The sequence below is a fragment of the Streptomyces sp. CA-278952 genome (assembly GCF_028747205.1).
Lineage (GTDB): Bacteria > Actinomycetota > Actinomycetes > Streptomycetales > Streptomycetaceae > Streptomyces.
The window spans coordinates 7,677,895-7,701,290 of the sequence record NZ_CP112880.1 but is presented as its reverse complement, the minus strand read 5'-3'; the positions used below and the strand labels follow the sequence as shown (position 1 = coordinate 7,701,290).

The following is a 23,396-nucleotide window of genomic DNA, read 5'->3' as shown; positions in this document are numbered from 1 at the left end:
AACTGATCGTGTCGCCGAAAGGATGACAAGATTTTCGAGCGAGCAAGGGAGCTCCCGTGTCCCCACGAGCCCGGCCCGAGCCGTTCCAGCCCCCCACCCCGGGCGCCGCCTCCCTTCTCGCGGCGTCGGCGGCTCTGAAGAACATCGACGAGGCACTCCGCGGGGCCCACGTCGACTCCGAGGACACCGGCTCCGAGGACACTGGCTCCGGACCGTCGGTTGCCACCGATCGGGCTCAGGCCCTGGCCTCGCTGCACCTGTTGCGTGAGGTGCGGGAGCGGCTCGCGGGCTGGGAGCCCGGGCTGATCGAGACGGCCCGGGCGGCGGGCGCGAGCTGGGCCGATCTGGCAGATCCGTTGGGCGTCGCCAGCCGCCAGGCGGCCGAGCGGCGCTACCTGCGACTGCGCCCCGGCTCAGCGGGCAGCACCGGGGAACAGCGGGTCCAGGCGACCCGGGACCGCCGGGCGGGCGACCGCTCGATCACCGCATGGGCCCGGCGGAACGCGGCCGACCTGCGGTCCCTCGCCAGCCAGATCACCGCGCTGGCCGACCTCCCCGCCGCGGCCGACGCTTCACTGGACCTGCTCCGACAGGCGCTCGGTGCGGACGACGCCGCCGCGCTGGTCGCCCCGCTGACCGCGCTCGGACCGCATCTCGCTTCGGAACACAGGAAGTTGGCGGACCGTGTGGGTTCACTCGCCCGCCATACCAGCCGACTGCGCGAGGACACGGCCATCAAGCGGCGGAGCGACTGAACGAGACGCATGCGGGTCCGGGAGACGGTCCGGGAGACGCACGTGGGTCCGGGCGCCCCCTCCCGGACCCACAGCCTGGTCAGCCGCGCAGACCCCCGCCCGCCGTACGGCTACGGCTTGCGGGCGACGAGCCCCCACTGGTCGACCGGCACCGCGTCGTCCTCCTCGGGCCGCCAGCGGTCGATCGAGACGAATCCCGGCTCGACCAGCTCCAGGCCCTTGGCGCAGTCGGTGATCTCCTCGGGCTTCCGGACGAGGTAGGGCGGGTTGTCGCCCGACGCGTACGCCTCCTGGGCGGCCAGCGTCTGAGGCGTCGTCACCGTGTCGCAGAGCACCAGGTAGCTTCCCGCCGGCATCCGGGCCAGGTACCGCTGTACGACCTCGATGCCCTCGGCCGGAGCGAGGTGACCCAGGGTCGAGAGCAGGAGGACGGCGACGGGTTCGGACAGGTCGAGCGTCTTGGCCGCCTCGTCCACGACCGCGTCCGTGTCGGACAGATCGGCGTCCACGTAGGCCGTGCGGCCCTCTGGGGCGCTGGTCAGGAGCGCCTCGGCGTGGGCCAGGACGATCGGGTCGTTGTCCACGTAGACGATCCGCGACTGGGGTGCGATGCTCTGCGCCACCTCGTGCGTGCTGTTCGCCACCGGAAGCCCGGTCCCGACGTCCAGGAACTGGCGCACCCCCGCCGAGGCGAGGTGGTGGATCGCCCGGATCTGGAAGGCGCGTGAGGCACGGGCGATGTCGACCATCTGCGGGTAGGCCGCGCTCACCACGTCGGCCAGTTCCCGGTCCACCGGGTAGTGGTCCTTGCCGCCCAGCCATGCGTTCCAGACGCGCGCGGAGTGCGGAATGTCGGACCGGATCCGGCGGCGGAAATCGTCGTTGTCGACGCTCATGTCTCTCCTCTACTCACTGTCCGTACAAGGCCGTTGACCGAATTCCCGCTGGCCGAGGCCCTGGGGGTGACCGTACCCCGCCGCCCGGCGGCACGCAGCAGGGGCGGGCCGGCTTGCTCACGAGCCTTCGCGCTGCCTCCGGACTGCGGCGCGAAGGCTACGACGCGTGGCGCCAGGAGGTCACGCTCGGCTGCCGAGCGCGGCCGTGGGCGCCACCGGCTCGTTGAGCTTCCCGAACGGCACGTGGACGCTCGGGGTGGTCCGCGAGGTGCTCTCCAGGTGGCCCTGCTGGTCGTCGAAGAAGATGTGCGGCTTGAGGATCTTCATGATCCGGCCCTTGTCGATGCCGCCGAGGAAGAACGCGTCGTTGACGGTCACGCCCCACCCCTTGAGGCTCTGCACCGCGCGCTCGTGCGCCGGTGCGTTGCGCGCCGTGACGATGGAGACGTGCAGGCGGATCCGGTAGTCGGGGCTCTTCCGGCGCTCCAGCTCCTCCCGCTGCTGGATCCGGTTCACGTTCGCCAGGAAGTCCCTCAGCGGCCCGGCGTCGTGCGGAATCCCGGCGTTGGTGACCTCGTGGGCGCGGAACTTCTCTATCCCGCCCTCCTGGAACACCTGCTCCGACGCGTCCGTGGCCAGGACGCCGTCGAAGTCGAAGGAGATCCGCAGGTCGTGGTCGTCGGCGTCGTCCTCGTAGGGAGCTCCCAGGACGTGCCCGGCGGGCAGCCCGGCGGCGACGGCCTCCCGGACGTCCTTCTCGTTCGCCGACAGGAACAGGGACATGTTGAGGGCGGGCATGAACCGGTGGGGCGAGCGGCCCTGCATGAAGATGGCCCTGCTGATGGGCAGGCCGTGGCTCTCTATGGAGCGCATGACCCGCAGGCCGGTGTCGGGGTCGTTCCGGGACAGGACGATGACCTCGACCAACGGGTCGTCCACCTCGCCCAGGTCGTTCAACGACAGCAGGCGCCGGATGAAGGGGAACGCGCTCCCCGGGCGGAGCCGGTCGCCGACGTGCTGCTCCTGGTAGGCGCGGTAGCTCTCCTCGCCCTGTTCCCGGAAGACGGCGTCCGACTCGGTCAGGTCGAAGAGCGCGCTGGACGCGATCCCGATGACCAGCCGATCGGCGAGTTCGTAGTACACGGCGCCCCCTCCGGTCGGCCCCTTGCCGACGCGCCCCCACTATCGCACCGCGTCACCTTGTCCCCGCACGGGCCTGAGGGGTCAGCTCAGCAGCAGGGCGCTGTCCCAGGACGTGGCCGGCGCGTTCCCGGTGGCGTACGTGTGCAGGGCGAGGGCGAACGCCGGTCCCGGCGGTGCCGCCGAGGACGTCGTAGCGGCTCCACGCTCCGGTCAGCTCCAGGCAGTGGCGGCGGAAGTCCAGGTGCTCCCGGGCCTGCTGGACGAGACGGCTCGCGGGCACACCGCCTTACTGGCCGGTAGACATCTATGCGACGCAGGTCACACTCCTCTACGGTCGGGACACTGCCCCGGCCCCTCCCATCGGCGAGCCGCCGACCGGGCCCGGGCATCCCCTCTGCCGCCCCAGGAGGTTCCATGCCACCCCCCACCACCCGCCGCTCCCGACGCAGGCTCCCCGTCGCGGTGCTCGCCGCCGTCCTCGGCACGGTCACTCTCGGCGCCCCCTCCCCCGCGTCGGCGTCGAACACCGCCGGCGGAGGGGACTACCTCGTCGGGCGAGGCATCTCCGACGTCACGGGCGAGGCCGCCGAAACCGGGATGATGGGCTACTCCAACTTCGACCAGAAGACGTCGGGCATCCATCAGCGGCAGCGGTCGCGCGCCTTCGTCGTCGTCGACCGGTCGAGCGGCAAGCGCGTGGTGTACGTCAACGCCGACCTCGCGATGATCTTCCACTCCGTCCAGCAGGAGGTCATCGCCCGTCTGAAGGAGCGTTACGGAGACCTGTACGACGAGGAGAACGTCCTGCTGTCGGCCACCCACACCCACTCGGGGCCCGGCGGCTACTCCCACCACGTCGCCTACAACCTCTCCGTCCTCGGCTTCCAGAAGGAGACCTACCGGGCGATCGTCGACGGCATGACGGAGTCCGTCGCCCAGGCCCACGAGGACCTGAAGCCCGGCACGATGAGCCTGGGCACGGGGACCCTCACCGATGCCAGCGTCAACCGCTCCCGCGAGGCCTTCGACCGCAACCCGGCGGCCGACCGGGCGGCCTTCCCGGACGCGATCGACCCGGCGATGACCGTCCTGCGCTTCAAGCAGGGCGACCGGGACGCGGGCGCGATCAGCTGGTTCGCCACCCACAACACCTCGATCACCAACAAGAACACCCTCATCAGCCCCGACAACAAGGGGTATGCCGCCTACGCCTGGGAGCACGACCATGAGGGCGTGCGCTATCTCGACGACACCCCCGGGTTCGTCGCGGCCTTCCCCAACACCAACGCCGGCGACATGTCGCCGAACCTCAACCTGAAGCCGGGATCCGGGCCCACCGAGGACGAGTTCGAGAACGCGCGCGTCATCGGCGAGCGGCAGCTCGACAAGGCCCGCGAGATCTACGACGACACACGGCCCGTCTCCGGAGGGGTCGACTCCCGGCTCGCCTACGTCGACATGGAGAACGTGACCGTACGCCAGGAGTACACCCCGGACGGCAAGGAGCACCGCACCTGCCCCGCCGTCGTGGGCGCGTCCACGCTCGCGGGCAGCGTCGAGGACGGCCCCGCGATCCCCGGCTTCGAGGAGGGCACCCGCACCCCGGTCGCGTCCATCATCGACGCGTTGCGCATCGACACCCCGTCCTGGCTCGCGACCTGCCAGTACCCCAAGGCGAGCCTGATCCCCACGGGGCTGCTGAGCACCGTCCACCCGGTCACCCCGAAGCGCCTCCCGCTCCAGATCATGAAGATCGGCGAGCTGCACCTGGTGGCCGCCCCGGGCGAGTTCACGATCGCCTCCGGCCTCCGCGTACGCCGTACGGTGGCCGAGCGGCTGGACGTCCCCCTGGACCGCGTCCTGCTCCAGGGGTACGCCAACGCCTACAGCCAGTACGTGACGACGCCGGAGGAGTACGACACCCAGAACTACGAGGGCGGCTCCACGCTGTACGGCCGCTACACCCTGCCCGCCTACCAGCAGGAGTACGCCCGGATCACCGACTCCCTGCGCGAGGGCACCAGCCTGGAGCGGGGCGCGACGCCTCCTGACGAGTCGGGCCGGCAGTTCACCTTCCAGACGGGGGTCGTGTACGACAACCCGCCCGTCGGCAAGGCGTTCGGCGGCGTCCTGAAGGCCCCGGAGAACTCGTACGCGCGCGGCTCCACCGCGACCGTCGAGTTCGCCACCGGACACCCGAAGAACAACGTCCGCCGGGGCTCCACCTTCCTCGAGGTGCAGCGGCTGGAGGACGGCACCTGGCAGCGCGTGCTGGACGACGGCGACTGGGAGACCACCTACCGCTGGACGCGGCTGAACGGTCTGACCGGCACCTCGAAGGCCACGATCACCTGGGACATCGCGGCGGACACGGCACCCGGCACGTACCGGATCGTGCACCACGGGGACGCCAGGAGCCTGCTCGGGAAGATCACGCCGTTCACCGGGACGACGCGTTCCTTCACGGTGAACTAGAAGGTCACGGAGTGCGCGGGGTGGGCTGGAACCAGGCGGGGCCCTCGGTGAGGGCCTGCTTGATCCGGAACAGGGCGAACTCGCCGAGGGGCGGGAGCCCGTCCAGCGGGAACCAGCCCACCTCCAGCGACTCGTCGTCGTTGACCCGCGCCTCGCCGCCGGTCGCCCGGCAGCGGAAGGTGACGTCCAGGTACTGGCAGATGTCGCCGTTCGCGTACTGCACGGGATCCAGCGCCTGCGTGAGCACCACCCGCTCGGCCACGCAGTGCACACCGGTCTCCTCCAGCACCTCGCGCTCCGCCGTCGCCGCCGGCTCCTCCCCCGGCTCGGAGATCCCGCCGATGACCGACCACTTCCCGGTGTCCGCGCGCCGCCCGAGCAGCACGCGGCCCTCGTCGTCGAGGACGATCGCCGTCACCCCGGGCAGCAGGAGCAGCTGGTGCCCGGCGGTGGCGCGGAGGTCACGGATGAAGTCGGGAGTAGCCATGGATCCGAGCCTACGTGGCAGGGTCAGGTGCTACTGCCCGGCCCCCGGCCCCGGCGGGCCCGGAACGCCGAGACGCTCGCCCAGCCCAGGCCGGCCAGGGCCAGCAGCGCGAGGACGCCCTCGGGCAGGGGGCCCATCCGGGTGGCGGGGGTGAGCGAGGAGCGCAGCGGGACCTCGTCGACGAGGGCGTCGGGCGTGAACATCCCGCTCTTCTCGACGACCGTGCCGTCCGGGCGGATCACCGCGCTGACCCCGCTGGTGACGGGGACGACGACGGCCCGCCCGTGCTCGACGGCCCGCACCTGGGACATGGCCAGCTGCTGGTAGGTCATCTCGCTGCGGCCGAACGTCGCGTTGTTGCTCGGCACGGCGATCATCTGACCGCCGTGGGTGACGGTGTCGCGTACGGCGTCGTCGAAGGCGGCCTCGTAACAGGTCACGAGCCCCACCTTCGTCCCTGCGAGGTCGAAGACGCCGACCTCGGTGCCGGGGACGAACTCGCGCTGCACCCGGTCGACGTCCTCGCTGAAGAAGCGGGCGACGGTGCGCATCGGCATGTACTCGCCGAACGGCTGGATGTGCCGCTTGTCGTACGTGTCGACGGGGCCCTGCTCCGGGTCCCACTCGATCAGGGTGTTGCGGAGGCTGTCGGAGCCCTTCTCGACCACCGAGCCGACGACCGTGGGGGCGCCGATCGCCTTGACGGCGTCGTCGATGACCTGGCGGGCGTCCGCGTTGAGGTAGGGATCAAGGTCGGAGGAGTTCTCCGGCCACAGCACGAAGTCGGGCTGCTTCTCCTTGCCCGCCTTCACGTCCTCGGCCAGCTGCGCGGTGCGCCGGGCGTGGTTGTCGAGGACCGCGCGGCGCTGGGAGTTGAAGTCGAGGCCCAGGCGCGGCACGTTGCCCTGGATCGCGGCGACGGTGGCCGTGCCGTTCTCCGCCGAGTCGTCGACCAGGGGCAGCGCGGCAAGGGCCCCGGCGACCGGCACGAGGACGCTCACGGCGGCGCCGACGACGGCGGCGCGCGGCGCCTTTCCGGTCCTGCGGTACGCGACGAGCTGTCGAACGGCCTCGCAGAGCCCGAAGCCGCACAGGACGACGGCGAAGGAGAGCAGCGGGGTGCCGCCGAGCGCGGCGAGCGGCAGGAAGGCGCTCTCGGACTGGCCGAAGGCGATCTTGCCCCAGGGGAAGCCGCCGAACGGGATCCGGGCGCGGACCGCCTCGTCCAGCGTCCAGACCGCAGCCGCCCACACGGGCCAGTACGCGAGCCGGGTCACCGCGGCGATACCGACGCACCCCACGGCGATGAAGAGCGCCTCCGCGGCGGCCAGGGCCAGCCACGGCACCGGTCCGACGTCCTCACCGGTCCAGTGCAGCAACGGAAGCATGAAACCGAGGCCCGAGAGGAGACCGAGGCCGAAGGCGGACCTGAGCCGGCGCCCGTGCAGCACCCATCCCAGCAGGGCGAATCCGGGCAGTACGAGCCACCACAGGGGCCGGGGCGGGAAGCTCCCGTAGAGCAGCAGCCCGGAGAGCACGGCGGCGGCCGGGCGGAGGAGCCGCGGCAGCAGTCCGGCGGCCGGGGCGGCCGGGGCGGGCGGCGGGTCGTCGACGGAAGTCATGGTGGCGCTCACCCGGCGGAGTCTACGGTGGGCGGCCGTGAGCGGCGGCGTTGACCTGCGCGGGGCCGGGACGCGGGCGGCTGGGGGGTGCCTCTCGGCCGGCTGCGGGCGGCCCGGTCGGTGGTCCGGTAAGTCGCCCGGTCAGTCGCCCGGTCGTTTCCCGGAGGCCGGCAGGTGCAGGCGTTGCCGGATGAACCGTACGGCCGTCTCCGCGTCGTCGACCGTGACGGTGAAGGTGCGGCCGTCGCCGAGGTGCAGGGCCACGCCCTCGCCCTTGCGGACCACGACGGCGGTGCCCTGCTCGGGACGCCAGCGGTAGCCCCAGCCGCCCCACTGGCGCGGGTGGATCCGGGGGACGTATTCCGCGCCCGTCACATGGCTGAGCAGGATCCGGCGGCGCGGCAGGCCGGCGTGGCCGCAGCGCACCTCCAGGCTGTCCCCGTCGACCTTGACTGCCACATGGACGAAGGCGAGCGTTCCGAAGAGGATCAGCAGTCCGGCGGCGAGGCAGCCGATCACCGCCATGAGCAGCGGGGCGATGCCCGAGGTCCAGGCGCCGTCGACGGCCAGTTCGATGCCGAGGGCCACGCAGCCCGCGCCCGCGAGGGCCAGCAGCCACTGGATGCGGTTGGTGGCGCGGCCGTTCCACTCCGTGGGCGGCGCCTGGCTCGACCCGTGCGTCGCGCTCTCGGGGAGGTCCGTCATATGCGGCAGCGTAGCCGCGTTCCGGGTTACCGGCCGGGGCTGCGGGGGCCGATCGGGCTACCCGGCCCAGATCCGCCGAAGGCTCCCCGGGAGTTCGGGTTTTTCGTTTGGAGCAGGTCGGATCAGGGAGCGGAGTCCGGTGCGTGCAGCTGCAAGGCGGAGGCCCTAGGTCAGCGGGCGGGGACCGCGGCGGCCAGCATCCGGCCCTCGGCGTAGGTCAGGGCGGCCTGCGGGAGGGCGGCGGGGCGGCCGGCCTGGAGCACGGTGAGCCTGGCGGAGGGCTCGGCCGTCGGGGCGGGGTCCGCTCCGATCCGGCGCAGCGCCTGGGCGGCGACCGCTCCGGCGGACCCGTGCAGGGCGAGCGGCGGGCGGCCGGGCCGCTGCACGGCGTCGCGGATCCGGGTCGCGACCAGCTCGTAGTGGGTGCAGCCGAGGACGACGGCCCGAACGTCTGGCGGGGTGAGGGCGGCGGCGGCCGCTACGGCCCGGTCGATCGCGGTCTCGTCGCCGTGCTCCAGGGCGTCGGCGAGCCCGGGGCACGGGACCTCGGTGACTTCCGCGGTACCGCCGAAGTCACCGATCAGCCCGCGCTGATAGGGGCTGCCGGTGGTGGCCGGGGTGGCCCAGATGGCGACGGAGCCACCGCCCGCCGCGGCCGGCTTGATCGCCGGGACCGTGCCGATGACCGGCAGCGCGGGCTCCAGTGCGGCGCGGAGCGCCGGCAGGGCGTGGACGGAGGCGGTGTTGCAGGCGACGATCAGCGCGTCCGGCCGGTGGGCCGCGGCGGCGCGGGCGACGTCCAGGGCGAGCGCGGTGATGTCCTCGGGGGTGCGGGGGCCCCAGGGCATGGAGCCGGGGTCCGATGAGAGGACGAGTTCGGCGTCGGGCCGCAGGCGGCGCACTGCGGCCGCTGCCGCCAGCAGGCCGATTCCGGAGTCCATGAGCGCGATCTTCACCCGGTCACCCTAGCCGACAGCCCTTGCGGACCGGGCTCAGTGGGGCAGACTGCGGCGGATGAGCGCCGTTGCCTGGATCGCCGTGGGTTCGCTGATCGCGTGGGTGTGGTTGCTGCTGGGGCAGGGCTTCTACTGGCGGACGGACCAGCGGCTCCCCCGGCGCACCGACCCGGCGCGCTGGCCGTCGGTGGCGGTGGTGGTGCCGGCCCGCGACGAGGCGGAGATGCTGCCGGTGAGCCTGCCGTCGCTGCTGGTCCAGGACTATCCGGGGGACGTCCGGATCACCCTCGTCGACGACTGCAGCAGCGACGGCACCGGGCAGCTGGCCCGGGAGCTGTCCGCCCGGTACGGCGGGTTCCCGCTGACCGTGGTGGAGCCCGGGGAGCCGGAGCGGGGCTGGACGGGCAAGCTCTGGGCCCTGCGGCACGGGATCGCGGTGGCCCGGCGGGACAAGCCGGACTTCCTGCTGCTGACCGACGCGGACATCGCGCACGAGCCGGACAGCCTGCGCGATCTGGTGGCCGCGGCCGGCGCCGCGGGCGAGGGCGGCTTCGACCTGGTGTCGCAGATGGCGCGGCTGCGGGTGGAGAGCGTCTGGGAACGTCTGGTGGTGCCGGCGTTCGTCTACTTCTTCGGGCAGCTCTACCCGTTCCGCCGGGTGAACCGGGCCCGGTCGCGGACGGCGGCGGCCGCGGGGGGCTGCGTCCTGCTGCGCACCGAGGCCGCCGAGCGGGCGCGGATCCCGGACTCGATCCGTCAGGCGGTGATCGACGACGTCTCGCTGGCGCGGGAGGTCCGGCGCAGCGGCGGCCGGATCTGGCTGGGGCTCGCGGACCGGGTGGACAGCGTGCGGCCTTATCCGCGGCTGGCTCATCTGTGGCGGATGGTCGCGCGCAGCGCGTACGCCCAGCTGCGGCACAGTCCGCTGCTGCTGGCGGGGACGGTCCCGGGGCTGCTGCTCGTCTATGTGGCGCCGCCCGCGACGCTGGCGGCGGGGCTGCTGACGGGTGACGGGGCGGCGGCCTGGGCGGGCGGCGCGGCGTGGGCGGTGATGACGGCGACGTATCTGCCGATGCTGGCGTACTACCGTCAGTCGCTGTGGCTGGGGCCGCTGCTGCCGCTGACGGCGGTGCTGTACCTGCTGATGACGGTGGACTCGGCGGTGCAGCACTACCGGGGGCGGGGCGCGGCCTGGAAGGGCCGCACCTACGCGCGCCCGGAGGCCGCGCCCGACCGGTGACGCCGCGGGCAGGCGTGCGGCCGGTCCGGGCGGGCGCGGGGGGTCACTTGCGGCCGGGCGTCCAGTTCATGCCCCAGCCGTAGGCGGCGTCGATGGTGCGCTGCGGGCTCACGCCCCGGTCCGGGACCAGGTAGCGGGCCTCGCGCTGCACGGTGAGGTCGCCGCCGTTGTTGGTGATCAGTGCCAGGGCACAGACGGTGGAGGGCACGGTGCACTCGTCGAGGGAGAAGTCGATGGCCGCGCCGTTCTGCGGCTGGAGGGTGACCGTGGCGTGGAGATCGGCGAAGCTCCGGGCGCCTTCGTAGATGGTGACGAAGATCAGTACGCGCCGCAGCAGGTCCTTGTGGTCGAGGTTGATGGTCATGTTCTCGCCGCTGGAGGAGGAGCCGGTGCGGTCGTCGCCGTCGAGATGGATGAAGGGCGGCCTGTTCAGTGAGCCGAACGCGTTCCCGAGCGACTGCACGACCCCCTTCCGGCCGTCGGCGAGTTCGTACAGTGCGCAGAGGTCGAGATCGAGATCGGCGTGCAGGGCGACGGCCCGGCCGAGCTTCGCTCCCCAGCTCTTGAACTGTTTGCGCACTTCCCAGTTGAGGTTGACGCGCAGCGCGCCGGAGGTGCCGCCCTGTTTGGCGAGCGAGACGGACGGCGAGCTCTTCGTCAGCGTGACCTTGGTCAGCCGTACGGGCGTCGCGGCGGGCGGGGCCCCCACGGGGGCGGCGGGCGCGGGGGCCGCGGGCGGGACGGGGGCCGGGGGCGGGACCACCGGGGCGGGGGCCGGGGCGACGGGGCGAGGTGGCGACGGGGTGGCAGGGGCCGCCGGGGACTGCGGGACGGGCGGGGCGGGAGGGGCCTGTTGCGGTTCGTCCACGGAGATGCCGAAGTCCGTCGCCAGGCCTTCGAGGCCGGTGCTGTAGCCCTGTCCGACCGCGCGGAACTTCCAGGCGCCCTGTCGCAGGTACAGCTCGCCGAGGATGAAGGCGGTCTCGACCGTGGCGTCCGTACTGTCGAAGCGGGCCAGCTCCGCGCCGCTCGCCGCGTCGGTGAGCCGCACGTACAGTCCGCTCACCCGGCCGAAGGTCCCACCGTCCGCCGAGGCGGCGACGACGATCCGGTCGATCGCCGGCTCGACCTTGCCGAAGTCGACCACGAGGGTGTCGGTGACATGGTCGGGAGCGGTCCGCTTGCCCTCGTGCCGGACCGCGCCGGACGCGTGGGCCGGCTGGTTGTAGAAGACGAAGTCCGCGTCGCCGCGGACCTTGCCCGCCACCAGCAGGAGAGCGGAGGCGTCGACGTCCGGGGTGCCCGCTGCGGCGTGCCGGCCCAGCTCGACGCGCACCGTGTCGGCCGGCACCGCGACGTTGCTTCCCTTTTGCATGGTCATGCTCGCCCCCATCACGAATCCGGCTGCCCGCAGGCTTTCCCCCCACAACCTAACGGCCTGTGGCGGGAAAGCCTCCGGGCGCCGGGACCGTGGCGGACGAGGGCGTGTCCGGGGACCCGGTCAAGGTCCGCCGGACACGCCCTCGGGTCCCGGTGGCCCGCTAGCGGCCCTCGTGGCCCGCTAGCGGCCCTCGGTGCGCGGAGGGCCCTCACCGTCCGGAGCGGCACCCGCGAGGGCGGCCTCGCGCGGTGTGTCGTCCGGGGCCGCCCGGGAGCCCTGGACAGCTCCGCTGTGCGTGGTCCACGCCTCCAGGGCGGTGCGGCAGGCGTGGTCCAGGTGGCGGAGCCGCGAGAGATCGAGTTCTACCGGCCGGTCCTTCGGCAGGGCCTCCAGGGTGTCGAGGATCAGCGGCAGGCGCAGGAAGGTGGCGCTGCCGCTGAGGGAGACCGTGGTGCGGTCGTCCTGCTCGTCGATGTCGAGGCGGACGGCGGAGGTCTCCCAGGCCGTCTTGATCACGGCCAGCCCGATGCCGAGCAGCACGCCCATGAACATGTCCGTGAGGACGATCGCCAGCGCGGTCACCACCAGGACCACGGCCTCGCCCCGGTGTTCACGCCAGAGCGGTCGGAAGGTCGCTACGGGGATGAGCTTCGCGCCGGCGTGGACCAGGATCCCGGCGAGGGCGGCCACGGGGATCAGACCGAGCACGGCGGGGAACAGGGCCGCGAACAGCAGCAGCCACGCTCCGTGCATGATCCGGGAGGCCTTGGTGCACGCACCTGCCTGCACGTTGGCTGCACTGCGCACGATGACGGCGGTCATGGGCAGCGCGCCGACGAGGCCGCAGATGGTGTTGCCCGTCCCCTGGGCGATGAGTTCCTTGTTGTACTGCGTGCGCGGGCCGTCGTGCATCCGGTCCACGGCGGCGGCGCTGAAGAGGGATTCGGCCGAGGCGATGAGCGTGAAGGCGAGGATGACGCCCAGGAGACCGACGTCGGCCAGGAGGCCGAAGTCGTCCAGGCCCGTCAGCCGCATCGAGTCGATCAGCCCCTGCACCTTGATGGGAGCGACGGGCAGGTCGAACACGGCCACCGCCGCGGTGGCCAGGCCCACGGCCACCAGCGGCCCGGGGAGCACCTGGGGCAGGCGTCCGGGAAGCCGTTTCCAGAGGATCAGTACGGCGACGGTGCCGACGCCGATCGCCGTGGAGGAGATCGCCGTGGCCCCCGTGATCTGCGTGAGCAGTTCCGGCAGCCCGGCCAGGTTGTCGAGGCCGTTCCCCGGGGCGCTGGCCCCGGCCATGGCGTAGAGCTGGCTGCCGATCAGGACGAGACCGATGCCGGCGAGCATGCCGTGGACGACGGCGGTCGATATGGCGCGGAACCACCGGCCGAAGCCGACGAGGCCGAGCCCGACCTGGAGGAGCCCCGTGGACAGGACGAGGACGCCGAGCGCCGCGACGCCGTGGGTGGTGACCGCCTCGTACACCAGGACGGTGAGCCCGGCGGCCGGGCCGCTGACCTGGAGCGAGCTGCCGGGCATCGCGCCGGCGATCAGCCCGCCGACGATGCCCGTGACCAGGCCCAGTTCCGCGGGGACACCGGAGGCGACCGCGATGCCGACGCACAGGGGGACGGCGACGAGGAACACCACGATCGAGGCGAGGAGGTCGCGGGACAGGGCGTCCGGGCGTAACCGGAGTTGTGGAGACGACATGAGAGCTTCAGCTCCTAGAGGAGTGGGGGGAGACAGCAGGTGGCGGCGGGAGCGGCCCGCGTGTTCACCGGTGGGTCGCTGTCACAGGGAGGAGAAGGTTCCGGTGGAGGGCCGGTGGGCCTGCACGGCGCCGGTGTGGACCTCGTAGTACCAGGCGTGCAGGCCGAGCCGGCCCTCGCGCACGGCGCGGCTCACGCACGGGTAGTCGCGCAACGCGTCCAGTTGCGCCACCGCGTGGCGCTGAACGGGCTGTTCGCAGTCGGGGCCGAACTCGTCGGGGTGCTGGGAACCGGCCGTCGGGGCGCATCTGCCGAGCCAGCCGCGTACCGCCGGCAGGGTCCGCAGGTCGTCGCCCCGGGCCAGGGCTCCGACGGCGCCGCAGTGGGAGTGCCCGCAGAGGATGATGTCGGACACCTCCAGTACGCAGACGGCGTACTCGATCGTCGCCATCTCGCTGGTGGGCGCGTCCGGATCGTAGGGCGGGACGATGTTTCCGGCCGTGCGCATCTCGAAGAGCTCGCCGGGGCCGGAGTCGGTCAGCAGGGTGGGGACCACCCGGGAGTCGGAGCAGGTGATGAACATGGCGGAGGGCTTCTGGCCGCCCTCGAATTCCTTGAGTTCGCGGCCTGCTCCGCCGCAGCGGGCAGAAAAGGTGCGGGCGTGGTCGATGAGTTGTCGCACAGGAGTGTCCTCCATACGGAAGTGGCGTGTGGCTCGTCACGCGGGGCGGGCTCTCACCCCGCCCACAACCGGGCCTTCGTGGCACACGGGTGGCCCGGGTGCCACGGGGGATCAGGTGCGGGTGCTCGCGTCGCAGGGCAGGCGGGGGGTTCGCCTCCGTGTCTGCTGGTCCGGTGTGGCGGCGGCGCCCTGTTCACGGGCGGGGCCGCGGCGACCGTCTGCGCCGCTCACGGGCCTCGCGTCACCGATGACCCGTAAGGAGGAGTCTCGGGGCGGGCGATGAGGTGGCGGTGAGACGGCGGTGAGACTGTTCTCATGGGGTCTCATGGGGTCCGGTGGGGTCCGGCGGGGACGCGTCCGCCGCCGGGCGAGCGCGCCCGCCCCGGTGGTCAGGCCCGGAGCCGGTAGCCGACGCCTCGCACGGTCTGGACCCGGTCGGCGCCGATCTTGCGCCGCAGATAGCGGATGTAGACGTCGACGATGTTCGAACCGGGGTCGTAGTCGAACCCCCATACCTGGCTGAGCAGTTGCTCGCGGGACAGCACCCGGTCGGGGTTGCGCATAAGGATCTCCGCGAGGGCGAACTCACGGGCGGACAGGTCGGAGACGCGCTCGCCCACCTGGGCCCGGCGGGTGCGGAGGTCGAGGATCAGGTCGCCCACCCGCAGCAGAAAGTTCTCCGCCGGCTCCTCACGGCGCAGGCGCAGGCGCACGCGGGCCAGTAACTCGTCGAAGGCGAAGGGTTTGACCATGTAGTCGTCGGCGCCGCTCTCCAGTCCGGCCACGATGTCGCTCACGCTGTCGCGCGCGGTGAGGATGACGACGGGCAGGGAGATGCGCGCCTTCCGCAGCTTGCGCAGCACCGTCAGCCCGTCGTCGCCGGGCAGTCCGAGGTCGAGGATCAGGAGGTCGAAGTCCCGGCCGCGGGCGTGCTCGTAGGCGGAGGCTCCGTCGGCGACGACCCGGGTGACGTACCCGCTACGGCGCAGGCCTTTTTCGACGAAGGCGGCAATTCTTTCCTCGTCCTCGGCTATCAAGATCCTGCTCACCATGGATTCCTTCCGTCGTGGGCTGCAGTGCGGGAAGGTCGATGACGAATCTCGCGCCGCCCCCGGCCGCCTCCTCGACGTGGGCGACGCCGTCGTGTGCCTGGGCGATCTCGCGGACCAGCGCGAGGCCCAGTCCGATGCCGGGAGCGGCCCGGGCGGGGACCGCGGTGCCCCCCTGATAGAAGCACTGGAAGATCCGTTCGCGGTCCTCCGGGGCCACGCCGGGCCCGGTGTCCGCGATCCACAGCAGCACTCTGCCGCGCCACAGGCGCGACCCGATCTCGATGGCGTCCCCTTCCCCGGTGTGACTGACCGCGTTGGCTGCGAGCTGCATCAGGGCCTGGGTGATCCGCTGCTCGTCCAGGTGCACGCTGACGTCGGCGACCTCGGCCACCGTCCAGTGCCTGCGCCCCAGCGCCTGCGCCTTGGCGGCCGTGTCGACCACCAGGTCGGTCAGACTGGTCTGGCCGAGGGTGAGGAAGTCGGGGCGCTCGGCGCGGGCCAGGAGCAGCAGGTCCTCCACGATCCGCCGCATCCGGTCGAGTTCGTCGAAGAGCAGGGCGCGGGTCTGGCCGCGTTGGCTGTCGGGGTCCTCGTCCATCAGCTCCAGATGTCCGCGCAGGACCGTGATGGGGGTCCGCAGTTCGTGCGCCACCTCGTCCAGGAACTGGCGTTGCGCCGTGAAGGCGCCCGACAGCCGGTCGAGCATGTGGTTGAACGTCTCGGCCAGTTCCGCCACGTCGTCGTTGCCCCGCACCGGCAGCCGCTGGGTCAGGTCCGTCTCACTGATCCGCTCGGCGGTCTGCCTGACCAGCCGGATCGGAGCCAGCACCCGGCCGGCGACCAGCCAGCTGGCCAGTCCCGCGACCACCAGGGCGAAGCTTCCCGATGCCAGCAGCAGCCGTGCCATGTGGCGTTCCTGCCGCAGTGCCCTGTCGCGGAAGGTGACCAGGACGAGCCGGGTGTCGACGTGGTCGCCCGCCATCTGTACCGGGACGACACCGTAGCGAACCGTGCCGGCCGGGGAGTCCAGCGACCGGATACGGGTGTCGGCCGTCCGCGCCATCAGGGCCACGACCTCCGGGTCCCGGTCCAGCCGGACCGGGACCGGGCCGGGGCTGCGCCGGTCGGCCCGTCCGTTCACGACGCTGAAGAAGGCTGCGTTGTGCTCGGGCCGGTGGACCGCCATGAACGCCGTCAGCAGCGAGGCGCCCGTGGTGAAGCGCTCACCGCTGTACGGGTCGCGCGAGGTACGGGCGAACGCGCGTAGCTTGTCGGCCTCGGACAGGAGTTGCGCGTCGACCTGCCGGTCGAGCTCCGCCTGCCAGACGATCGTGATCCCGAAAGTGGGCACGGCCAGGGCTGCGGTGAGAAGCATGAGCATCCAGCCGACGATCCGGGACCGGGCGCTGGTCGGGCGCCTGAGCATCAGTCGTCCCACTCGTCGTCCGCATCCCCCCGGTTGTCGTGTGACGCTTCCTCGTTCTCGTCGTCGGGCTCGTCCTCTTCGCCCTCCTCGTCGCCCACGTCGCCCACGTCGCCCCTGGGAACGCGTGAGGCCTTCTCGTCGTCACCGGTGGTCCGTGACGCTCCCCCGGCCCCGCCGCCTTGGGGAAGCCCAGGGGAGTCGGCGCTCTTGTCGTCGGACTCGGGCGGCGGCGGGGGCGACACGGCCCGGCCGCCCGGGCAGGAGCCGGACGGGGCCGGCGTGGCCGGGGGCGGTGTCGGTGACACGGCGGGACGGCCGGGGACGGTCGGTGCGGTGGCCGGAGGCGTCGGACCGTGCAGGAAGGGCACGACGACCACAGGCCCCATGGAGGGCGGCACCTTCTGCCCGGGCCATATCCATACGACCAGTAACACCAGTGTTCCTGCTCCGCATCCCGCCAATACCGACCCCACCCCACGCCACAGCATCGGACCAGTCTGCCTTCGCGGGGTCCCGGGGACGGACATGAGGAAAACATTCTCATCTTCGGCGGCTGTCGCCACGTCGGTCACCGCGTCGGCGGCCCCCGGCCAAGCCGGGCGACCCGCTTCCATCAGGGGCTCTGCGGATGACGCGGCCGGGGCGCGAGCCACGGCCCCAGTCGGCGCCGACGCGACAACCGCAGAGCGGAATCACGCCAAACCGGTCTCGAATGGGGCTGCTTACCATGGGTTCGACATTGCCATTCATTGACAGTTGCTCAACCACGCTTTTACATTCAGCGGGCAGGTCGAGGAGAAATCCATTCACCGTCGGCCGGCCTCAGGGAGTACCTTCCGCACTACCATCGGAGGACCTCATGGAACACCTGATCAAGAAGATGGCCCAGGACAACGTCTGGCAGAATTGGCTCGCCGCCAACTCGGCCCAGCAGGCCGCGAAGAACGGCTGCATCAGCGCAGCACCCAAGAACGGGTGTATCAGCGCCGCGCCGAAGGCCGGCTGTATCTCCTGATCGGCCGGGGACGCCCGGGATCACCTCTGTGAGAGATCCCTCCCCCACCACAGTATGTTCCCGGGCGCCCCGACTCCGCCCCCCTCATAGCCCATATTTCTTCAGCTATGCGAAACATGAGAAGGAATTAATGAAGGGCCAGCCGACCAGCGAGGTCATCGAGCATATACGCGACATACCGATCTACCAGGAGTCCCTGGCGAAGGGCCACTTCCCCCTGCTCGACAAGCCGGAGATCGCCCGCGGATTCCCCGACAACTGGATGACGCCGCGGCTGGCGGCGGCGCTGGAGAACGGCGAGGCGGAGTTCGTCCTGTCCACGGGCACCAACCACGCCCGGATGCAGATCATCCGGCCTCCGTACTTCCTGCTCCGTTCCTACTACGAGTTGTGGCGGAACCACCCCGACATCGGCGAGACGTGGGAGTCGGGCTGCCGCCGGGTCTCCCTCACCACGGTGCTCGCGACGGAACACGTGGCGCGGGTCAACGCCGCCCGACGCGGCGTGGAGCACAAGGGAATACCCATCCTGGCCGACCGCTGGCTCGACGAGCGCACCTGCTACCTCAACCTGCGGCTGGATCCGGCGCAGTGGGTCCGCAAGGACGTCCTGCGGATGCTCCGCGAGATCGATCTGGCACGGAGCACACACCCCCAGGGCCGGTACCACCTCGACTGCTCCGGCTACCACTTGGCGCACCTGGTGCGGAAGGCGGAGGCCTGGGGCCTGCTGGACGCGTTCCCCGCGCCGGCCAGCGTCATCACCGCCTACGAGTACACCCCGGTGAACGTACGACGGTTCCTGCACCGGCGCTTCGCCTGCCCGGTCATCGATCTGTTCGGCAGTACGGAGTTGGGCTACCTCTACTACAGCGACCGGGAGGGCCGCTACTGCCCCCACCTGGCCGGGATGAGCGTCGAGCTCCTGCCGGTGGCCCCCGGAAGCACGATCCACCAGCTCATCGTCACCAGTGTGCGCAATCCCTACATGCCGCTCGTCCGCTACCGGTCGGGCGATTGTGTGCGCACCCTGGACGGCTCGCCCGACCCCGCGGCGATCACCCAATTCTGCGGCCGTCAGAAGGAATTGCTGAGCACACCGAACGGCCCGGTCGCCCAGGGCGACCTCGACCGGCATATCGCGGACGCTTCCCCCCGGATCTTCCTGCACCAACTGCACCTGCAAGGCGACGCCGACGCCACTCTGTTGCACACGACGTTCACCGACGAACCCCTCGGGGCCACGGAGGCAGCCGCGTTGCGGCAGAGCCTCACCGAACTGACCGGACGGAACTGCCGGATCGAACACCGCACCCACATCCCCATCGGGCGCTCCGGCAAGTACGCCTGGCTCGTCAGCGCCGGTACCTGACGCGCCACCACCTCCCCCCTCAGAAACGGAGTGCCATGACCAGCGGACAGACACTCTCCGCCGACGACCTGAAGCGTCTTCTCGGGGACGCGCTGCACACCGAGGTGGTACGGCATTTCTGCGACCAGGCGCCGGACACACCCCAGGACTTCGTGGAACGTCAGGTCACCGAATGCCTGCGGTACCTCTACCTCGTCTCCCGCTACCGGGACCGGCTGGCCGGGCTTTTCCTGCCCGTCGAACAGGACATCGACGAGATATGGCACTATCTCATCCTGCAAACCCGCGAATATCGCGCGCTGTGCGAAGAACGGCTTCCCGGGCGGTTCTTCATCCATCACCGCAGCATCGCCTACGAGGACTACCAGGAAGAGCCGGGACGCGAACAGGCTTTGGAAGAGGCACTGCGCTGGATCCCCCTCTACTGCCAGGAATTCGGGCCGTTCGACGACGGCGCGCTGCCGCACTGGACCATGGTCCGGTTCCTCCGCGATCAGCTGGGCATTTCCCTCGCGGACATCGCGGAGCTGAAACCCATGGCCATTGCCTGAGTGAAAATCTCCTCGCCCGCATGACGATCGGAAGCTCTCCCTTGTCGACTCGCAGCGGACATCCGGTCGCCACGGGTGGGATTCCGGAACAGCGGCGCATTCTGGCCGTGCTGGTACTGGCCCAGATCATGAGCGGCGCCGGTCTCACCGCGGGGATAACCGTCGGAGCCCTGCTCGCCGAGGAGATGCTCGGCTCCACCGGCCTCGCGGGAGTACCGAGCGCGCTCTTCACCGCGGGGGCCGCACTCGGCGCACTCGGCATCGGCCGGCTCTGCGCCCGCTGGGGCCGCCGCCCCGGACTGACACTGGGCTACGCGACCGGGGCGCTCGGCAGCGTCGGTGTCGTGGTGGCCGCCGCCACCGGCAGCGCGGCGCTGCTCTTCCCGGCCCTCGTGGTGTACGGGATGGGTACGGCGACCGGCCTCATGGCGCGCTACGCCGGCGCGGACCTGGCCTCCCCCGCCCGACGCGGACGGGCCGTGAGCACGGTGCTCTTCGCCACCACCCTGGGCGCGGTGACCGGCCCCATGCTGGTGGGGCCGGCCGGCGAGGCGGCGCACGTCTGGGGCGTGCCGCGTCTCGCCGGGCCCTTCCTGCTGGCGGCCGCGGCGTTCGCCGCCACCGCGGTCGTCCTCGCCTGTCTGCTGCGGCCCGATCCGCTCCGGCTCGCCCAGGAGCTGGCCGTCCGGGCGGCGGGCGCCCCGGACGAGGCCGTGGACACCGGCGAGGAGGGTGGGGCGGGTACGGACGGGCCCCACGCCGGGGCCGCGGCGCCCGCCGGGCGTCACGACGTCGCCGTCGGCGCCACGGTGATGATCCTGACCCAGGTCGTGATGATCGGGATCATGACGATGACACCGGTGCACATGCTGGCGCACGGTCATACCGCCCGGGCCGCGGGGCTCGTGATCTCCCTGCACGTCGGAGCGATGTTCCTGCCCTCCCCGCTCACCGGGCTGCTCGTCGACCGGGTCGGCGGACGCCGGGTCGCCTGCGCGTCCGGACCGCTGCTGCTGGCGGCCGGGGCACTGGCCGCCCTGTCACCCGCGGGCTCGACGCCCGCGCTCGGCGCCGCTCTCGTACTCCTCGGCCTGGGCTGGAACTTCGGGCTGATCAGCGGCACCGCGATCGTCACCGACGCCCTGCCCCCGGACCGGCGCGCCACGACCCAGGGGCTGGTGGACGTGGGGCTCGCGGCCGCCGGAGCGGCCGGAAGCCTGGCGTCCGGCCTGGTCGTCGCGTGGGACGGCTACCCGGCACTGGCCCTGACGGGCGGGCTGGCCGCCCTGTTGGTGCTGCCGCTGGCCGGCCGGTTCCCGCGCCGCGCACCGCGCACGGCCGGTACCAGCGGGCCGGGCGGGTGAGGGCGGTGCCAAAAGCCTTACGAGGGTCGGGGTAAGGCAGGGCCTTTCGGGCCGGCGGACGATCTCCGTGACGTCGAACCGTGCCCCTCGCGCTTTGGCCAAACGCTATTCGCTTGCCTCCCGGATGCTTCGACGCCCTTCCCCTTCACGGTCGGGAGCGCGGGGCCGAAGCCCTCGCTCACCAGCGGAAAGGTCCCTCCCGTTAACGAAACCTTTAACGATGCTTTGGCGGGCCGGCCGCACAGAACCAGCGTAAAACGGATAACCCAAAGGTTGGGGCTCCCCATACAGCACATCGTGGGCTTAACTTAGGTGGCATGACGTCCCCCCGCTCCACCTTCGGCGGCGGCTACTACGCCGCGTCGTTCCCCGAAACTCCGATCTACGACTCCTTGGTCGCGGAGCGGGGAACCCCTCAGATCGCTCCCATCCGGGTTCCGGCCGCCTATGACAGCGGCAACAGCTACCTGCCGGCCCTGCCGTCGGCGCTGCCCGCCCTGCCCGCGGCCCCGTCGCAGCAGACCGGCTACGGCTACCCGCAGCAGCAGCCGGTGCCGCAGTACCAGCAGGCTCCGGCGCAGCACGCGCCGATGCAGCCCGCCCAGTTGCAGCACGCGCCCGCGCCGTACATCCCGCAGCAGCCCTCGGCGGTCCGCGGCTACCCGCAGCAGCCCCAGCAGCCGCGGCCCGCGCCCGCCACCGGGTACGAGTCGATGCGCCCGGCCTCGCCGCGGCCCGCGCCGGCGCAGTCGCCGTACGAGGACCCGTACAACCGTCCGTACCAGAGCCGGGGGTACTGAACCCGCGACTCCGTGCGTCGAGGTGCGCCGGGGGACGCACCGGGCATCAGCCGCATCCAGGACATCCGGGTGTCGGTCGGGGCCCGCTAATCCACGCGTACGGGGTCAGAAGTTGCTGGCAGGATGGGCGCATGAGCTTTCCCGTGCTCCGTTCGGCCCACGTCTATCCGGTGAAGTCGCTTGCCGCCCGCGCCTGCGACCTGGTCGCCGTCGAGCCATGGGGACTCGACGGCGACCGCCGCTGGATGCTGGTCGACAAGGCGGCCAGGGCCGTCACACAGCGTCAGCAGCCCTCCATGGCGCGGATCTCGGCCGAACCTCTGCCGGGCGGCGGCGTGCTCCTGTCCGCGCCGGGCTTTCCGCCCCAGCGCGTCGAGGGGCCGGACGCCGGACGCGTCATCACCGTAAAGCTGCACCGGGACACCGTGGTGGTGGAGGAGGCGCCCGGCGACGCCCATGACTGGCTGAGCGCGGTCCTCGGCACGGAGGTCCGGCTCGTGCATCTCGACGATCCGTCGCACCGCAGGCCCGTCGACCCGCGCTTCGCCCGGCCCGGGGACATGGTCTCCCTCGCCGACGGCTACCCTCTGCTGGCGACCACCACTGCGTCGCTCGCCGCGCTCAACACCCTGATCGCCGCCGGCGGGCGGCCCGGGGAGGGCCCGCTGCCGATGGACCGTTTCCGGCCCAACGTAGTGATCGGGGAGACCGAGGCGTGGGCGGAGGACCGCTGGCGGCGGATCGCCATCGGCGATGTCGCCTTCACGGTGGCCAAGCCCTGCAGCCGCTGCGTGATCGCGACGACCGACCAGCGCACCGCCGAGCGGGGCAGGGAACCGCTGCTCACGCTGGCCCGCCACCGGCGCTTCGGCAAGCAGTTGGTCTTCGGCCAGAATCTGATTCCCGAGGGGACGGGAGTGATCAGGGTCGGGGACGCCGTCCGGATCCTCGACATCCTGGATGGATAGCTGCATGGACCGACAGATCGACAGAAGGGGCAGGGGGACGGGGCGTGTGGGTGCTGTGGGCACTGCTGCGCGGGCGGGGCAGTCCGCTGCGCCGTGCCACCGACCGCCGCGAGGCCTGGGTGGCGCTCGGAGCGCTGGTGCTCCTCGTGGTGGGCGCACCGGCCGCCGGCTGGGCGGGCTGGACGGCGGCCGACGCCGCCCTCCAGCGGTCGGTACGGGCCCAGCACGAGGAGCGTCACTTCGTCGACGCGGTCGTGGTGGGCCCGGCGGGGCGGGAACGGTTCGCCGGTGATCCCGCGGGCGGCGTCGAACGGGCCGCGCGCCCCTATGGGGTGGTGGCGTCCTGGGAGGCCCCGGACGGCAGTCCGCGCAGCGGAAAGGTGGCCACCTCCTCGCGGCCGGGCGGCCCGGGGTCCCCGGTGCGGATCTGGACGGACGCGGCGGGCCATCCGGTGCCGCCGCCGATGGACGGGCGCACCGCCCGCACCCACGCGGTGCTGGGCGGCATCGGCACGTTCCTGGTCGCCGCCGCCTGCGTCGAGGCGGGCCGCCGGCTGACCGTGCGACGCATGGTCCGGCGGCGGTACACCCGGCTGGACCGGGAGTGGGCCGCGGCCGGTCCGGACTGGGGAAGGGCCGGAAAGGGCGGCTGACCACGGCCTCCCCCGGCCGGGAGCGGACGGGGGGAGACATGGCTCCGCGGGGTGGACTCGTCAACTCCCGCCCCTCACGCGCGCTACGGTGGTCCGACCCCGTCCGCCTCCCCGGCGACGGACGGACCCGAGGCATCG

General features: G+C 72.0%; 23 protein-coding genes. 10 read left to right on the top strand and 13 right to left on the bottom strand.

Going from position 1 to position 23,396, the window contains the following annotated elements; genetic code table 11:
- Positions 1-56 precede the first annotated feature (56 nt).
- Positions 57-755 carry an HSP18 transcriptional regulator gene (locus N7925_RS33730; protein WP_274346124.1) on the top strand — a complete coding sequence of 233 codons (699 nt, stop codon included), beginning with the start codon at positions 57-59 and terminating at the stop codon, positions 753-755.
- Positions 756-865: 110 nt separating this feature from the next.
- Here the strand turns inward: N7925_RS33730 and N7925_RS33725 are convergent, their stop codons facing one another.
- From N7925_RS33725 to N7925_RS33715, 3 genes are all read right to left on the bottom strand, one after another.
- Positions 866-1,651, bottom strand: coding sequence for an SAM-dependent methyltransferase (locus tag N7925_RS33725; protein ID WP_274346123.1), 786 nt, complete (start codon positions 1,649-1,651; stop codon positions 866-868).
- Between the two features lie 180 nt (positions 1,652-1,831).
- A complete protein-coding gene (locus N7925_RS33720) occupies positions 1,832-2,794 on the bottom strand; it encodes a 5'-nucleotidase (protein WP_265603307.1) in 963 nt (320 codons plus the stop codon).
- Positions 2,795-2,846: 52 nt separating this feature from the next.
- The gene (locus tag N7925_RS33715; RefSeq protein WP_274346122.1) at positions 2,847-3,074 is read right to left on the bottom strand and encodes a hypothetical protein; all 228 of its coding nucleotides are present in this window, start codon (positions 3,072-3,074) and stop codon (positions 2,847-2,849) included.
- A 134-nt stretch (positions 3,075-3,208) separates the two neighbouring features.
- Between N7925_RS33715 and N7925_RS33710 the strand changes: the two genes are divergently transcribed.
- Positions 3,209-5,269 (top strand): neutral/alkaline ceramidase, encoded by a 2,061-nt coding sequence (locus N7925_RS33710; RefSeq protein WP_274346121.1) that lies wholly within the window; start codon positions 3,209-3,211, stop codon positions 5,267-5,269.
- Positions 5,270-5,273: 4 nt separating this feature from the next.
- Here the strand turns inward: N7925_RS33710 and N7925_RS33705 are convergent, their stop codons facing one another.
- The 4 genes from N7925_RS33705 to N7925_RS33690 all read right to left on the bottom strand — a co-directional run bounded on the left by N7925_RS33705 (position 5,274) and on the right by N7925_RS33690 (position 9,039).
- A complete protein-coding gene (locus N7925_RS33705; RefSeq protein ID WP_265603304.1) occupies positions 5,274-5,756 on the bottom strand; it encodes an NUDIX hydrolase in 483 nt (160 codons plus the stop codon).
- A gap of 23 nt (positions 5,757-5,779) precedes the next feature.
- Entirely contained in the window at positions 5,780-7,378 is a 1,599-nt protein-coding gene (gene lnt, locus N7925_RS33700) for an apolipoprotein N-acyltransferase (RefSeq protein ID WP_274346596.1), read from the bottom strand.
- 141 nt (positions 7,379-7,519) lie between these two features.
- A complete protein-coding gene (locus N7925_RS33695) occupies positions 7,520-8,083 on the bottom strand; it encodes a hypothetical protein (protein WP_265603303.1) in 564 nt (187 codons plus the stop codon).
- Positions 8,084-8,253: 170 nt separating this feature from the next.
- Positions 8,254-9,039 carry a glutamate racemase gene (locus N7925_RS33690; RefSeq protein ID WP_274346120.1) on the bottom strand — a complete coding sequence of 262 codons (786 nt, stop codon included), beginning with the start codon at positions 9,037-9,039 and terminating at the stop codon, positions 8,254-8,256.
- Between the two features lie 58 nt (positions 9,040-9,097).
- Here N7925_RS33690 and N7925_RS33685 point away from each other — a divergent pair, with 58 nt between their 5' ends.
- Positions 9,098-10,279, top strand: a complete 1,182-nt coding sequence (locus tag N7925_RS33685; RefSeq protein ID WP_274346119.1) for a glycosyltransferase — start codon at positions 9,098-9,100, stop codon at positions 10,277-10,279.
- Between the two features lie 43 nt (positions 10,280-10,322).
- On the opposite strand, the gene N7925_RS33680 is transcribed toward N7925_RS33685, so the two are convergent.
- The 6 genes from N7925_RS33680 to N7925_RS33655 all read right to left on the bottom strand — a co-directional run bounded on the left by N7925_RS33680 (position 10,323) and on the right by N7925_RS33655 (position 16,921).
- A complete protein-coding gene (locus N7925_RS33680) occupies positions 10,323-11,672 on the bottom strand; it encodes a TerD family protein (RefSeq protein WP_274346118.1) in 1,350 nt (449 codons plus the stop codon).
- Between the two features lie 168 nt (positions 11,673-11,840).
- Positions 11,841-13,376: a SulP family inorganic anion transporter gene (locus tag N7925_RS33675; protein ID WP_274346117.1), complete on the bottom strand. Its 1,536-nt coding sequence runs from the start codon at positions 13,374-13,376 to the stop codon at positions 11,841-11,843.
- Between the two features lie 81 nt (positions 13,377-13,457).
- Positions 13,458-14,057, bottom strand: a complete 600-nt coding sequence (locus N7925_RS33670; RefSeq protein WP_265603299.1) for a carbonic anhydrase — start codon at positions 14,055-14,057, stop codon at positions 13,458-13,460.
- A gap of 389 nt (positions 14,058-14,446) precedes the next feature.
- Positions 14,447-15,106 (bottom strand): response regulator transcription factor, encoded by a 660-nt coding sequence (locus N7925_RS33665; RefSeq protein WP_265603298.1) that lies wholly within the window; start codon positions 15,104-15,106, stop codon positions 14,447-14,449.
- Entirely contained in the window at positions 15,036-16,535 is a 1,500-nt protein-coding gene (locus tag N7925_RS33660) for a sensor histidine kinase (RefSeq protein ID WP_274346116.1), read from the bottom strand. Before N7925_RS33660 ends, N7925_RS33665 begins: the two co-directional genes overlap by 71 nt.
- Positions 16,535-16,921, bottom strand: a complete 387-nt coding sequence (locus N7925_RS33655; RefSeq protein ID WP_265603296.1) for a hypothetical protein — start codon at positions 16,919-16,921, stop codon at positions 16,535-16,537. The genes N7925_RS33660 and N7925_RS33655 overlap by 1 nt, the downstream gene beginning before the upstream one ends.
- 473 nt (positions 16,922-17,394) lie before the next feature.
- Here N7925_RS33655 and N7925_RS33650 point away from each other — a divergent pair, with 473 nt between their 5' ends.
- From N7925_RS33650 to N7925_RS33620, 7 genes are all read left to right on the top strand, one after another.
- Positions 17,395-17,550: a hypothetical protein gene (locus N7925_RS33650; protein WP_188115030.1), complete on the top strand. Its 156-nt coding sequence runs from the start codon at positions 17,395-17,397 to the stop codon at positions 17,548-17,550.
- 130 nt (positions 17,551-17,680) lie between these two features.
- Positions 17,681-18,922 (top strand): hypothetical protein, encoded by a 1,242-nt coding sequence (locus N7925_RS33645; protein ID WP_274346115.1) that lies wholly within the window; start codon positions 17,681-17,683, stop codon positions 18,920-18,922.
- Between the two features lie 35 nt (positions 18,923-18,957).
- Positions 18,958-19,473 (top strand): hypothetical protein, encoded by a 516-nt coding sequence (locus N7925_RS33640; RefSeq protein ID WP_265603294.1) that lies wholly within the window; start codon positions 18,958-18,960, stop codon positions 19,471-19,473.
- A gap of 107 nt (positions 19,474-19,580) precedes the next feature.
- On the top strand, positions 19,581-20,837 hold the full coding sequence (locus tag N7925_RS33635; protein WP_274346595.1) for an MFS transporter: 1,257 nt from the start codon (positions 19,581-19,583) through the stop codon (positions 20,835-20,837).
- A gap of 317 nt (positions 20,838-21,154) precedes the next feature.
- Positions 21,155-21,637 carry a DUF6643 family protein gene (locus N7925_RS33630; protein WP_265603293.1) on the top strand — a complete coding sequence of 161 codons (483 nt, stop codon included), beginning with the start codon at positions 21,155-21,157 and terminating at the stop codon, positions 21,635-21,637.
- Between the two features lie 131 nt (positions 21,638-21,768).
- Positions 21,769-22,605, top strand: a complete 837-nt coding sequence (locus N7925_RS33625; protein ID WP_265603292.1) for an MOSC domain-containing protein — start codon at positions 21,769-21,771, stop codon at positions 22,603-22,605.
- Positions 22,606-22,649: 44 nt separating this feature from the next.
- The gene (locus tag N7925_RS33620) at positions 22,650-23,258 is read left to right on the top strand and encodes an Rv1733c family protein (RefSeq protein WP_274346114.1); all 609 of its coding nucleotides are present in this window, start codon (positions 22,650-22,652) and stop codon (positions 23,256-23,258) included.
- Positions 23,259-23,396: the final 138 nt, after the last annotated feature.

What these genes read in the sequence shown, in the direction of transcription:
- N7925_RS33725 (WP_274346123.1), bottom strand. Translation starts at nt 1,651, where the DNA reads ATGAGCGTCGACAACGACGATTTCCGCCGCCGGATCCGGTCCGACATT.
- N7925_RS33710 (WP_274346121.1), top strand. Translation starts at nt 3,209, where the DNA reads ATGCCACCCCCCACCACCCGCCGCTCCCGACGCAGGCTCCCCGTCGCG.
- N7925_RS33705 (WP_265603304.1), bottom strand. Translation starts at nt 5,756, where the DNA reads ATGGCTACTCCCGACTTCATCCGTGACCTCCGCGCCACCGCCGGGCAC.
- lnt (WP_274346596.1), bottom strand. Translation starts at nt 7,378, where the DNA reads ATGACTTCCGTCGACGACCCGCCGCCCGCCCCGGCCGCCCCGGCCGCC.
- N7925_RS33695 (WP_265603303.1), bottom strand. Translation starts at nt 8,083, where the DNA reads ATGACGGACCTCCCCGAGAGCGCGACGCACGGGTCGAGCCAGGCGCCG.
- N7925_RS33685 (WP_274346119.1), top strand. Translation starts at nt 9,098, where the DNA reads ATGAGCGCCGTTGCCTGGATCGCCGTGGGTTCGCTGATCGCGTGGGTG.
- N7925_RS33680 (WP_274346118.1), bottom strand. Translation starts at nt 11,672, where the DNA reads ATGGGGGCGAGCATGACCATGCAAAAGGGAAGCAACGTCGCGGTGCCG.
- N7925_RS33675 (WP_274346117.1), bottom strand. Translation starts at nt 13,376, where the DNA reads ATGTCGTCTCCACAACTCCGGTTACGCCCGGACGCCCTGTCCCGCGAC.
- N7925_RS33660 (WP_274346116.1), bottom strand. Translation starts at nt 16,535, where the DNA reads ATGCTCAGGCGCCCGACCAGCGCCCGGTCCCGGATCGTCGGCTGGATG.
- N7925_RS33655 (WP_265603296.1), bottom strand. Translation starts at nt 16,921, where the DNA reads ATGGGGCCTGTGGTCGTCGTGCCCTTCCTGCACGGTCCGACGCCTCCG.
- N7925_RS33650 (WP_188115030.1), top strand. Translation starts at nt 17,395, where the DNA reads ATGGAACACCTGATCAAGAAGATGGCCCAGGACAACGTCTGGCAGAAT.
- N7925_RS33645 (WP_274346115.1), top strand. Translation starts at nt 17,681, where the DNA reads ATGAAGGGCCAGCCGACCAGCGAGGTCATCGAGCATATACGCGACATA.
- N7925_RS33640 (WP_265603294.1), top strand. Translation starts at nt 18,958, where the DNA reads ATGACCAGCGGACAGACACTCTCCGCCGACGACCTGAAGCGTCTTCTC.
- N7925_RS33630 (WP_265603293.1), top strand. Translation starts at nt 21,155, where the DNA reads ATGACGTCCCCCCGCTCCACCTTCGGCGGCGGCTACTACGCCGCGTCG.
- N7925_RS33625 (WP_265603292.1), top strand. Translation starts at nt 21,769, where the DNA reads ATGAGCTTTCCCGTGCTCCGTTCGGCCCACGTCTATCCGGTGAAGTCG.